General features: G+C 56.5%; 9 protein-coding genes. 6 read left to right on the top strand and 3 right to left on the bottom strand.

Going from position 1 to position 13015, the window contains the following annotated elements:
* Positions 1-150 precede the first annotated feature (150 nt).
* Together KXG62_RS09950 and KXG62_RS09945 are read left to right on the top strand one after the other, a co-directional pair.
* The gene (locus tag KXG62_RS09950) at positions 151-1911 is read left to right on the top strand and encodes an ABC transporter ATP-binding protein (RefSeq protein WP_218091788.1); all 1761 of its coding nucleotides are present in this window, start codon (positions 151-153) and stop codon (positions 1909-1911) included.
* Positions 1912-1918: 7 nt separating this feature from the next.
* The gene (locus KXG62_RS09945; RefSeq protein ID WP_218091787.1) at positions 1919-3982 is read left to right on the top strand and encodes an ABC transporter ATP-binding protein; all 2064 of its coding nucleotides are present in this window, start codon (positions 1919-1921) and stop codon (positions 3980-3982) included.
* 316 nt (positions 3983-4298) lie between these two features.
* On the opposite strand, the gene ilvD is transcribed toward KXG62_RS09945, so the two are convergent.
* The 3 genes from ilvD to KXG62_RS09930 all read right to left on the bottom strand — a co-directional run bounded on the left by ilvD (position 4299) and on the right by KXG62_RS09930 (position 9025).
* Positions 4299-5990, bottom strand: coding sequence for a dihydroxy-acid dehydratase (gene ilvD, locus KXG62_RS09940; RefSeq protein ID WP_218091786.1), 1692 nt, complete (start codon positions 5988-5990; stop codon positions 4299-4301).
* 39 nt (positions 5991-6029) lie between these two features.
* Positions 6030-6695 carry a GntR family transcriptional regulator gene (locus KXG62_RS09935; RefSeq protein WP_218091785.1) on the bottom strand — a complete coding sequence of 222 codons (666 nt, stop codon included), beginning with the start codon at positions 6693-6695 and terminating at the stop codon, positions 6030-6032.
* A gap of 377 nt (positions 6696-7072) precedes the next feature.
* Entirely contained in the window at positions 7073-9025 is a 1953-nt protein-coding gene (locus tag KXG62_RS09930) for a hypothetical protein (protein WP_218091784.1), read from the bottom strand.
* Positions 9026-9204: 179 nt separating this feature from the next.
* On the opposite strand from KXG62_RS09930, the gene KXG62_RS09925 reads away from it, so the two are divergent.
* The 4 genes from KXG62_RS09925 (at position 9205) to KXG62_RS09910 (ending at position 12995) form a co-directional block, all read left to right on the top strand.
* Complete coding sequence (locus tag KXG62_RS09925) at positions 9205-10185, top strand: helix-turn-helix transcriptional regulator (RefSeq protein ID WP_218091783.1); 981 nt, start codon at positions 9205-9207, stop codon at positions 10183-10185.
* A gap of 68 nt (positions 10186-10253) precedes the next feature.
* Positions 10254-11216 (top strand): hypothetical protein, encoded by a 963-nt coding sequence (locus KXG62_RS09920; protein ID WP_218091782.1) that lies wholly within the window; start codon positions 10254-10256, stop codon positions 11214-11216.
* 13 nt (positions 11217-11229) lie between these two features.
* Positions 11230-12117 (top strand): hypothetical protein, encoded by an 888-nt coding sequence (locus KXG62_RS09915; protein WP_218091781.1) that lies wholly within the window; start codon positions 11230-11232, stop codon positions 12115-12117.
* A gap of 17 nt (positions 12118-12134) precedes the next feature.
* The gene (locus KXG62_RS09910; RefSeq protein WP_218091780.1) at positions 12135-12995 is read left to right on the top strand and encodes a GNAT family N-acetyltransferase; all 861 of its coding nucleotides are present in this window, start codon (positions 12135-12137) and stop codon (positions 12993-12995) included.
* Positions 12996-13015 lie beyond the last annotated feature (20 nt).

Here is a 13015-nt window from a genome sequence, read left to right as displayed (position 1 = left end):
CGTAATCATGCGCCTTTTTTATGCCAGCGCTCCGTCCGTAAGGACGGCGGCACGGGCACGCCCCGTTCCATCGGGGCCTAGAAGGCATACCGCTTGCCGGCGGATGCCTTTTTTTATTTTTATTTTCAGAAGCTGCAGGAGGGAATGATTATGTTTATCGTGCTGCACAAGCTGCGCTGGTTTTTTGCCGCGCATTGGAAAAGATACGCCTCCGCCATCATCCTGCTTGCGATTGCGGGCATCATCGATGTCATTCCGCCCAAGCTGATCGGATACTCCATCGACGGCATTCATACGGGCTCCCTGTCCGGCGCGGATTTGTACCGCCTGCTGGCCTGGTGGGGCGCGCTTACCGTCATTGGCTACTCGATCAACTATGTATGGATGTACCAGCTGTTCGGCGGCGCGTTCGTCCTGGAGCGGACGCTGCGCACCGGCTTCATGAAGCATTTGCTGCGGATGACGCCGACCTTCTACGAACGGAACCGGACCGGCGATCTGATGGCCCGGGCGACCAACGACTTGCGGGCTGTGTCGGTCACGGCGGGATTCGGTATTCTGACCTTGATCGATTCGAGCTTGTTCATGCTGACGATCTTGATTGCGATGGCTGCACTCATTTCGTGGAAGCTGACGCTCGCCTCGCTGCTACCGCTGCCGCTAATGGCCTGGCTGATGCAAAAGTTCGGCAAGCGCATCCACGAGCGTTATACCCGTGCGCAAGACGCCTTCGGGCGGATGAACGACCAGGTACTGGAGACGATCGGCGGCGTGCGCGTCATTCGCGCGTTCGTGCAGGAGACGTCCAGCCAGCATCAATTCAAGCAAATGACCGACGAAGTGTACGAGAAAAACCGGGCCGTCGCCCAAATCGACGCGCTGTTCGATCCGGTGATCAAAGTGCTGGTCGGCGTCAGTTATTTGATCGGGCTGTGCTACGGGGCTTACCTCGTATTCCATAACGAGATTACGCTCGGCGAGCTTGTGTCGTTCAACGTCTTTCTCGGCATGCTGATTTGGCCGATGCTGGCGATCGGTGAGCTGATCAACATTATGCAGCGGGGCAACGCTTCGCTCGACCGCGTGAACGAGACGCTCGCTTATACGCCCGACGTGGAAAGCGCGGAGCATCCCGCTGCCGTCGGCGTCCCTCACGACATCGTATTCGACAATGTTACGTTCCGCTATCCGTCTTCCCCGACGGACAACTTGAGCGGCATCTCCCTCCGCCTGGTCCGCGGACAGACGCTCGGGATCGTCGGCCGTACCGGCAGCGGCAAAACGACGCTGCTAAAGCAGCTGCTGCGCGAATATCCGGTGGGCAGCGGATCGCTGTCCATCGCCGGCTCCGCCGTAGACCGGATCGCGCTGGAGCAGCTGCATGGCTGGATCGGCTACGTGCCGCAGCAGCCGGTGCTGTTCTCCCGCTCGATTCGCGATAATATTTTGTACGGCCGGGAAGGCGCGGGCGAGCAAGAGCTGCAGCAGGCGCTGGAGCTTGCTTCCTTCGCCAAAGACGTGCAGTTCCTGCCGGACGGTCTGGATACGCTGGTCGGCGAAAAAGGCGTGGCGCTCTCCGGCGGACAGAAGCAGCGTGTTTCCATCGCCAGGGCATTGATCGCCGATCCGGAAATATTGCTGCTCGATGACGCGCTGTCGGCCGTCGATGCGAAGACCGAGACGGAGATCGTGTCCGGCATCCGCCGCGAACGGGCCGGCAAGACGACGCTGATCACGACCCACCGCCTTTCCGCCGTGCAGCATGCCGACTGGATCGTCGTCCTCGACGAGGGACGCATCGCGGAAGAAGGCAGGCACGAGCAGCTGCTTCGGCAGGGCGGCTGGTACAAAGACCAGTACGATCGCCAGCAGCTGGAAGGAACCTCCGAATCGGAATCAGGAAAAAGGTGATACGACGATGAAAAAAACAAACCGCACCGGCGCCAGGCTGTTTCAATACGCGTGGGGCTTCAAGAGGCCGATCCTCATCGCCCTCGCCCTGCTGACGCTGGCCGTCTGTGCCGAGATGGCCGGTCCGCTGATCGCCAAACGGATGATCGACCGGCATATTCTCGGCATCGAGTTCGCATGGTACGAAGCTTCGCCGGGCGATACGGCCGCCGTCCCGTACGACGGTAAACGGTATAAACGAAGCGACCATTGGGCCGAAGGCGAAGCCAAAGGACCGGAAGCTCACGTGCTGCAAGTGGGCCGCAGCTACTATTTTGTTGCGGAACCGCTTGCCTTCGACGGCCGGCGCAGCGTGGAGGGCGAGCGGCTGACCGTTCGCTCGCAGGACGGGCGGGAAGCGGCTTATACCGCAAAGCAGCTGACTGCTGCGGAGCTGTTCGGCTTTTACCGGCCGGAATTGTCCGTCCTGCTCGTGCTTGCCGTATGCTACTTCGGCCTGCTCGTGCTGAGCGCGCTGTTCACCTACGGACAGCGGTACTTGCTGCAAACGTCGGCCAACCGGATTATCGCCCGGATGCGCACGGACGTGTTCGCCCACGTGCAGCGGCTGCCCGTCCCGTATTTCGATAATTTGCCCGCCGGAAAAGTGGTATCGCGCATTACGAACGATACGGAGTCCGTGCGCGAGCTGTACGTGAACGTGCTCGCTAATTTTTTCTCGGGCATCATTTATATGGGAGCGATTCTCGGGGCATTATTCCTGCTGAACCCGACGCTGGCGGTGATCGCGCTGCCGATGCTGCCGCTCACGTACGTCTGGATCCTCGTCTACCGCCGGTTCGCAGCAGCGTATAACCGTGTCATTCGCGCCCGGCTCAGCGACATTAACGGCATCATCAACGAGTCGATCCAAGGCATGCCGATCATCCGCGCATTCCGGCGGCAGAAGCACACGATGAATGAATTCGAGCGGCTGAACGGGGAATATTTCGCTTATCAGAACAAGATGTTGAACTTGAATTCCATTACGTCGCACAATTTGGTCAACGTCTTTCGCAATATCATATTTCTGATCGTTATCTGGATGTTCGGCGGCCAGTATCTCGGTCCCCTGGTCACCGTCGGCGTGCTGTATGCATTCGTAGACTATATGAACCGGATGTTTCAACCGATTGTCGGCATTGTGAACCAGCTCAGCAACCTGGAGACGGCGCTCGTCTCCGCCGAGCGGGTGTTCGAGCTGCTCGACGAGGAAGGAACAGACGTCGTCTCCGGCAAGCTGGAGCGATACCGCGGCGACGTATCGTTCGAAGGCGTCCACTTCGCCTACAAAAACGACGAGATGGTGCTTCAGGACATTTCGTTCGAAGCAAAGCAAGGCGAAACGGTCGCGCTCATCGGTCATACCGGCTCCGGCAAAAGCTCGATTCTGAACCTGCTGTTCCGCTTCTACGACCCGCAGCGGGGAACGATCCGCATCGACGGCCGCGACATCAGCGGTATTCCGCGGCAGCTGCTTCGCCAGCATATGGGCATCGTGCTGCAGGACCCATTCCTGTTCACCGGTACGATCGCTTCCAATATCAGCCTGAACGACCCGGCTGTCACGCGTGACCGAGTCGAGCAGGCACTCCGTGACGTAGGCGCGTACGACATGTTCATGTCGCTGCCCGGCGGTATCGACGAGCCGGTCATCGAGAAAGGCAGCACGCTGTCCGCCGGGCAGCGGCAGCTCATCTCGTTCGCCCGGGCGCTTGCCTTCGACCCGGCGATCCTCATCCTCGATGAAGCGACTGCCAGCATCGACACCGAGACCGAAGCCGTCATCCAGAACGCGCTGGACGTGCTCAAGCAAGGCCGCACGACGTTCGTGATCGCCCACCGGCTGTCGACGATCCGCAGCGCGGACCAAATTCTCGTCCTCGACCATGGCCGCATCGTAGAGCGCGGCAATCATGAGGAGCTGATGCGGCTGCAGGGCAAATACGATCAGATGTACCGGCTTCAGGCCGGCGAAGCGCTCGCCGATGGGACGAACGATGCCGTACTGCGCCCGGCTCCGGCGCGCTAAACGGCGTGGGTTCTTGCGTGCTGTGACGCAACCGCCGGATTGCACAGCACATTCGGACTGTCACTGTCACTTTGTCACCCGAACCATTCCTGGTATCGCGCCCCGCGCCCGGTACAGGTTGGCTTTGCACACAAAAGACGCCGCCATCCCCGCTTACTTAGCGGTTTGGCGGCGTCTTTTGCGTACCGCCGAAGCACCTTGCTTCGAGCTAACGCTTTTACGTCTGGGGAGGAACGACGATCCATCACTTCGTTCAGACAGCACCGTACCAATGACGAGAAACCGCTATCGAGCGGACAGCAGCTTCTCAGTCGGTTTAGTTATCCAAATCCGTCACGGCGCCTCTGGAAGCCGACGATACGAGCCGGGCGTATTTATTCAACACGCCTGTTGAAAACTTCAGCGGTGGTTTGACCCACCGTTTGGCTCGTGCCTCCAGCTCCGCTTCGGATACTTCAACATGAATTTCCTGCGTGTCGCTGTCAATCGTAATGATGTCTCCATCCTGCAGCAAGGCGATTGGACCTCCAACCTGCGCTTCCGGTGCGACATGACCGACGACAAAGCCATGCGAGCCGCCGGAAAACCGGCCGTCCGTTAACAGCGCAACCTCGCCGCCGAGTCCTTTGCCTACCAGCATCGCCGTGACGGATAACATTTCCGGCATACCCGGTCCGCCCTGCGGCCCCGCATAGCGGATAACCACGACATCCCCCTTGCCGATCTCTCCGTTCATAATTGCCTGCGTGGCCTCGTCTTCGTTGTCGAATACGCGGCACGGGCCGGTAAAGCGCGACTTTTTCAAGCCGGACATTTTGGCCACAGCTCCCTCCGGAGCGAGGTTCCCTTTCAATACGACCAGAGGCCCGCTTGGTTTTAACGGATTGTCGATAGGACGAATGATCGTTTGTCCTTCCTTTAACGGTTGTTCGGAAGCCAAGTTCTCGGCCAATTTTTTTCCGGTGACCGTCAAACAATCCCCATGCAGAAGTCCTTGCTCCAGCAGAAGTTTCATAACCCCGGGTACGCCGCCGATTTCATTAAGGTCCTGCATCGCATATTTTCCGCTTGGCTTCAGGTCGGCCAGATGGGGCACTTTTCGCCGAATGCGCTCGAAGTCGTCCAGCGTCAGGTCCACCTGCACGGAATGAGCAATCGCCAGCAAATGGAGAAACGCATTCGTTGAACCTCCGAGCGCCATGACAACTGTAATCGCGTTTTCAAACGCCCGCTTCGTCATAATATCGCGAGGAACGATGTCGTTACGCAGAAGCTCCAGCACCGCCTTCCCGGCACGTTCGCATTCGTCCGACTTGCCGCTTGCAATCGCGGGGGTGGAAGACGAACCGGGCAGGCTCATTCCGAGCGCCTCTGCTGCCGAAGCCATCGTATTGGCCGTGTACATCCCCCCGCAAGCGCCAGCCCCGGGACATACCGTACATTCGATCCGATGCAGCTGTTTCTCGTCCATCATCCCTTCATGATACTGACCGACCGCTTCGAAAGCCGTTACGATGTCGACGCTCTTGCCGTCGAGGTGGCCTGGCTGAATTGTTCCGCCATATACGTATACGGCAGGTATATTCATTCGGCCGATAGCCATCAAACAGGCAGGTGTATTTTTATCGCACCCACCGATCGCGACCAGGCCGTCGAACCGTTCCGCGTTGGTGACGATCTCAATCGAATCGGCGATGATTTCGCGGCTGGGCAAAGAAAACAACATGCCCTCATGTCCCATTGAAATGCCGTCGGACACAGTGATCGTATTGAAAATGAGCGGAGCGCCACCATGCGCCTGCAGCCCTTTTTTTGCGTGCCTAGCCAATTGATCGATATGAATATTGCATGGCGTCACTTCACTCCATGTGCTGGCAACGCCGATCATCGGCTTTTGAAAATCCTCATCCTGGAAGCCTACGGCTCGAAGCATAGCCCTGTTCGGCGTGCGGTTGACACCTTCGCTGATGACTTTACTGCGGATGCGTAAATCTTCTTTGTCTGGCATACGAATCGATCCTTTCGATATAGGTTAGATCACAATAAGCTAGATTAAAGCATACAGCTCATTCATCGGCCGCAGCAGGTTTTGCTTCATAACCGCCGCAGCACCAGCGGCATCCCCCTGTTCCAAGGCTCGGATGATATCCGCATGCTCTTGAACCGAAGCATAGGTTGCAGCGACAGGCTGCTTTAGAAAGACGTACTTGAACCGGCGGATATGAATTTGCAGCGATCCGCTGAAAGAGGTTACGTAGGGATTGTCCGCAATCTCGATAATCAGATTATGGAATTGTTCGTCGAGCTCCATCGCCTGAAAAGGCTGCCCGTGTTCGATCGCTTGGGAGAACTGGGCATTCAGCTCCTTCAACTGCTCGATTTGTTCAGGAATAATGACAGGCGCCGCCAGCTCGGCAGCCAAGCTGTGGAGTGCGGCAAGCGTAGGATACATTTTCAAAACGTCGTCTTTTTCGATCGTCTTGACTCTCGTATCTTTTCCCGGATGCATCTCGATCAGATTTTGCATTTCGAGAAGCTGCAACGCTTCCCGGATCGGCGTTCTGCTGACCCCGAGCGCTTCGGCCAGGTCCGCATCGATCAATTTTTCGCCGGGCTGGAGTGTTCCGTCAATGATCCAACGTTGGATCTGCGATAAAGCCCGTTCTTTGGCTGACATACGAGCCGGTGTTGCGAAATTACTAGGAATTGGCATCGTAATCCCCCTTCTGTAATATGCAATATATCGCATATGGATGCAGAATTCAATACTATGTTACAAAAAAACTTAGCTGCGGATTTGGCAGCCTTCGAATGCGTTTGCCACTGCCTACGTCATATGCCCTCGGAACAGCAGAGGAAAATGAACTAATTGTTGGGCCAAAGCAATTATTCTCAGATGAAAATAATAATGCAAGGCAAATAAAAGACCAAATCGAACGATTCAGAGCCATACTCCTCCGAATTATTCGTTTCGGCCTATTCAATCGAATTTTTTTTATTTTCGAACGAAAATGATAGCTCTGTCCCATTAAATAATACGTAAACTGCAAAGCGGCCAACCTCTATGTTCAGTTGTAATGCCGCGCGCTTCTAATACCCCGTGCTGCGCAATGCTTCTTCGCCGAGTCGGTCTTTTAACTGCTGCACATACAGACTGCGCGGCTCCACATGCTGCCCGTGCGAATCCCAAAAGCCGTCCGGGCCCCGGTTGCCGCCTGGATCTTTTTTTCCGATATGGCCGATCGCCCAGTTTTGAGCCGTTGGCGGCTGATGGGCGACAAGCGTCCCTTCCGTGTTCCAAGCGACGTAGTTCGCGCCGGCCCAGCCGTGACCGGAGCCCATATTCAGCCGGTTCATCAGCGAGATCATGTCATGCACATTATCGTACAAACCTCCAACGGACCAGCGGTGATGCGGTTCGCTCCATGTAAGCGGCTGTTCGCCGATACAGTCTAGGAAGACGTTAGGTCCCGTTACCCGGGAGCCGAGCGTAAAGCCGTGGCGGTTGTTTAGCGCAAAGCAGCGCTGTACCAGCCCCGATTGGCCGATCAAGTAGAAGCCGTAACGGCCGACATAAATATTCGTCTCGTAAAATGTGCGTCCGGTCGGATCGTAGCCTTTGCCGTTATAGTACTTTCGGTCCGCGATCAAGTTCGAGGAATCCTGAATCGTAATCCACTTCGAGCCTCTTCCGGTCCGGAATGCGCCGTTCGTGCTGTTGAAATGTTCCAGCGTCACATTGCGTACCCACCCGTTTTTGCAATAATCCAGATCGACGAATTCGTCGGCATGCCGCGTATCGTCCACGCCGTCCTCATTCGGCTGCCAATAGGCAATGGCTCTTAGGCTTTCGACGCCGACCTGGCTGATGCGGCCCGGGTCTTCGAATTTGTATATTCGTCCGCCGCCCCACCGCTTGTCTACCGCGTTCATCAAGGAAGAATCGACGGTGATCCGATCCTGCTCGATGGCCGTGACGACATGTTCGAACTCCAGGCCGAACGGCGACCACTGCGTAATTTTACCGCCGTCGTCGCGTGGAGGAATGCGGTCCATCCCGATTTCTCCGATCCAATCGGCGTTCCCGCTCCGCTGCACGATAATCGTATCGCCGACACGGAACCGCTCCGGATGCTCGACGCGGAACGCATTCGCTCCGGCCGGGACGTAAGAGTCCAATATTTCGCTGCTGTCGGATGCCGGTACGCGGACCGATTGCTCCGAACCATGAATCTTCAACACCCGTCGCCGTACCGAACCGGTGGCGAGCAGCACGGTCGCCTCCGTCCCGGCGAGCGCTTCCTGCAGACGCGCCAAATCATAGCGCTGGTCCGGGTCGTACCACAGCTTCCGGACATCGCCCTGTCCTTCGCCGCGCAGTACGACGCCGCTCGCCTTCACCTCAATCGAGCCGGCGATCTCATAGACGCCTTTGCGCAGCAGCACAGCCCCGCGAATGCCGCGGTCGTCCAGCGGCAGCCCTGATACTCGATCAATCGCTTCCTGAATCCGGCCCGTGTTGTCTCCCGGCGCAGGCTCCAGCGTCGCCATAACCGGAACGTCCGGGATTGCCACGCCGCCTCCGCTATAGCCGACTCCTGAAAAATCCGGCAGCCGATTGCCCCGGTAATCCGGCAAATAAGTCATGCGCCCCCGCTCGTTCACGTATGCGGCTTTGCTGCTGTTCGGCGGCAGCCCCTCGACAGCGGTAAAATAATAACAGTCTATCTCAGGCGGGAGCCCGTCGAGCCGAAGCTCCGCTTTCATGCAGCAGACTCCGCTCTTATAAGCTGTCCCCGGAACACGAATAACAGCTACCTCTCCCGCTTGCAGCGGCTGCTCGGCTGCGACTGCGATCCGTTCGCCGCTCTCCTCATGAAACACGTTCACCGATACCGTCCCTGCACGCTTGCTCGTTACGGCTAGGCTCGGATAAGTTTCGCCCGGCGCAACAACAGCCGGATACCCGATACGCGCCTCCATCGTCTCATGCAGCAGTTGCACTGCTGCCAGTTCATGCATTGCGGGTTGTTTCGTTTTCATATCGATCCCTCCGAATCAAATCCTACGAATCAAACTCCTCCGAATCAAACTCAATCCGGGCTGTCCATAAAACTAAATCTGCCATCGATCATAACGCGTCGCCGCTCCTGGCATAAATAGCCAAAGTTCAGCTTTTTTTGTACAATGCTAACAAAATCAACGAACGGGAGGAACGCCGCTTGAGCAACCAGCATCGCATCTTATGGTTCGACGGACAGGTAAGGCTGCGCAAATACCCGAACAGTGCTGCACTCGCCCGTCAATTCGAAATTTCGACCCGGCAGGCACAGCGGGATATCGAATACATGGCCGCATCGATGGGAGCCCCGCTTCAATATGTCGCAAAGCATCGTGGTTACGCCTATACGGACGATACATATGTGCTGCCGAATATGTATTTGACCGAGCAAGAACGGCAAGTGCTGTTGTTTATGTCGTACCGTTTCGAGCAAGTGAACAAAGTGACCGGCGGCACGTTTCACAACGCCAACCGCTTATCCCATCTATTCAAACAAATGAGCGGGGCGCAGGGCGATCACAGCGAGTTCCAACTGCCCGCTTTCGAATACGACCCGAAGCTGCTGCACCGAATCAGCACACTGCACACCGCCATAAAAGACAAGCGGCAGGTTCAGCTTTGGCTTCCATCCGACGACGGCGAACGGATCGTCACCGGCGTTCCCGAACAGCTGCTATACCGATACGGGGAAGATTACGTGGTCGTCCGCACTGCGGATGCCCATGCACCGAGGGAAGAATATGTGGCGCTGCAGAAGATCCGCAAGATCGTCCTCGAGAAGGATGCGGCCGTCAAGCAAGCACCGGACACGCTCGAAGAAGGCGATCATACGACGCAATTACCTGCCCCCTCGACGCAACCGGCGAATTCCAGGCTAACGCAAACCATTTCTAAAAATCTAAAGCCTTTCCGTGCCCGCATTCGGCTGCAAGCCCCATTGAACAGCGCTCATTGGAGAGGGTATCCTGCCGCTCCAACCGAGGTGAAGCATGTATACGACATCGAGTTTTTTGATCCCGATAGGTTTACAGCCACGCTCATGGAAGAGGAATGGGAGGCACTGGAGTCGCCGGGATGGCTGAAGGACAAGCTTTATCGCCGATGCCAACAAATTATGGAAAAAATTGCCCCGTCCGAATGACACGACATTTTATGTCGTACCACGTGTATTATGATAAGACTATGCAGCGAGGAAAAGGAGGGCCGACCTTGAAAAGGACTGTTCCCGGCTTAACATGGTCCAGACAATCCAAGACGTTCGTCGACTGCCTGCATGCTGTCCTTGAAGCCGCAGGCCTCTGGAGTGAGCCTAAGTATATGCTTTCCGGCAAAACGGGGATGGCGTTCAAATTTTGCGTCCATCAGGAGCTGCTACCCTTGTCCGTCACCGCATACGGCGAGTGGGTGCAAGAGCATCAGCCTGCTGCCGAAAATATCGGGATTGCCTCGGCGATTTATGCCGGGCATACGCGGCATCATACGTTTCCGTTATACCGCGAGGCTGTTATGCGGGAGATGAAAGCTTCGATCAACCGGGGCGTCGGGGTTATTTTTTGGGAGCCGGAGTTTTGCGTCATATACGGATATGACGATGATGATCAAGTGTTTTTTTATTCCGATGGGCGTTCTGGGGAAGAAAAGATCAAGCTGTACGACAATTTCGGATTGAATTTTACGCCGTATTGGTACGCTCATTTGATCCTCGGCAAAGTGGAGCGAGATCCTCTGGACGTCGTCTTGCAATCGCTGCGCACTGCTGTCCGGGAATGGGAAACGCCCTACAAAACGCCGCCGAATACCGATATTGGTTCGGGGCAGCTCGCTTACCGTTACTGGATCACCGCACTCGAGAAAGGCGGTTTCCATTCGTTCGGGGCTTCGTACATTCTTTCCTCGGCGGCGCAGTCCAAGCGCGAGCTGCACGCCTATTTCCGCGAAGCGGCTCCGCTCGTTTCCGCGCTGACCTATATCGTCCCGTTGTACGGGGAGTTGGACGCGCTCTATCAAGACCTCGTTGCGCATCATTCCAAGAATCCCACGAAACAGGCGATGGCGTTAAAGGAAGCTTCCGCCATGGAGGAGCAAGCAATGCAATGCATTCGGGCGGTCCTGGCCGAACACCCTGCAGCCGACCGGCCGATGCCGCGATGGGGCTCGGCACCCCCGAGATGAAAGGATTATCACGATGAAACCATACTCACATTACATCGATGCCCTTCACGATGCTCTAACTGCATCCGGTTATTTTCACGGTTCGGAAGCGCTGCTGAGCGGAGTAACGGCGAATGCCTTCCGATTTCAGGTAGATCGCAGACTTACTGCGGACTCCATCCACACTTACAACTGGCAAGCCGAACACTGGCTATCAGCCGATTTTTTAGGAATTCACAACACGGTCTGGTGCGGCTATACAGACAGCCCAACGTTCCCGTTGTACAAGGAAGCCGCCTGGAACGCTGTCATGAATGCGAGTCGGCTTGGCCGTCCGTCTATCCTATGGACCGGAGCGTTTGCCGTGACCGAGCCCGAACGCGACGTGCCGGGTGAAGCCGATCTGCTGGGCAGCTGTCCTCCCTACTGGTGCTGCCAGACGTTCGGAGACAAGCTCGAGGTTCGCATGGAGGAGCTGTACCGGGAATCTCTCGTACAAGCCGTCTATTTATGGGAAAGGCATGACAGCGTATTGCCGTCCGATCAATACGGCTGCGGGAAACGCGCCTATGACTTCATGGTCCACGCTTTCCGTTCGGGCGACCTCGAGCGGTCCGGTACCGCGACCGTCGTAGGATGGATGCTGGAACTGAAACGATACGTCCTTGCTTACCTGCAAGAAATCGAGTCGCATGTGCCCGGATTGGATCCGGTGATCGAACGGTACCATCAGTTGACTACGGTTTTTGAACATATGGACGCGGTGCTTTTCAAAAAAGAGACTCATGAGGAAAAGACCTTTCAACTGCTCGCTGAAGCCGCTAGTGAAGCGAAGCGGATTGAGTCGGATGCGATGAACCGGCTGAAAGCGATGTTTCGCGAAATCATCGGCAGCCGCCATCGGAATATCGGTCTTCGATAAAAGGAGTGTGCATATGGATGAATTATACGGTTCGGCCATTTCGTGAAGCGGATCTGGAACCGCTTCATGCGATAGACACAGGCACTTGGGGACACTTCAAGTGGGACCGAACGATCGATCCGCTCAGCAGGTTCTGCGCTGCGGACGAACGGGACCGGCTCATCGGCGCAGGGGCGCTCATGTACAAGGACGCAAATTTAGTCATGACCATCGTACATCTTTCTTCGCTGCCCGAAGATGAAGCGTATCGCCTAAAAGTACAGCTGGCCGATGCACTCGTGCATCGATATCGTAAGCTTCACGAGGAAAAAGCCGGCGGCGTCCCCCGTTTGCTCGCCAGAATCCGCAATGAACAGGATCGCGACTTTTACGAAGGGAGAGGATTTAGGCCCACCGGGCACCTCATTTCGCTGTATTTGCGTAACGTTTCAGCGTCTCTCCCCCCGATTCCGCAGCTTCCGCCCGGCATCGAGATTCGGCCGTGGCCGATGCGTTCCGCTGCAGAAAAGGAAGCTTACCTGGAGGCGGATCGAGCCGTGCTCCGGAACGATTACTCGATGGAGATGCTGAACTATATGCAGGGCGGTCCGGTCTGGTTCGTGATGGCTGCCTTCCACGGGGATACGCTAATCGGAAGCTCCATGAGCTGGGGCACGGAAATCGGGATTACGGAACGCCTCTTCACCTTGCCCGGCTGGCGGAGACAAGGCATCGCCAAAGGGCTGCTTGCCGCAAGCTTGCGTCAGCACCGCGAGATCGGCAGAACGCATGTATCGGCTGCGGTATCCGGTACGAATGAAGCCGGAATAGCGCTGCTCCGGGACTCCGGTTTCGAACGGGAAGCACGTGAGATTCGGATCTATGAGTACTGCTTGTAATCAAATAGGAAACTAGCCTA

This window comes from Paenibacillus solanacearum, assembly GCF_910593845.1.
GTDB classification, from domain to species: Bacteria; Bacillota; Bacilli; order Paenibacillales; family NBRC-103111; genus Paenibacillus_G; species Paenibacillus_G solanacearum.
Note: the sequence above shows the minus strand (reverse complement) of the source record. Positions and strands in the feature narration are given on the sequence as shown.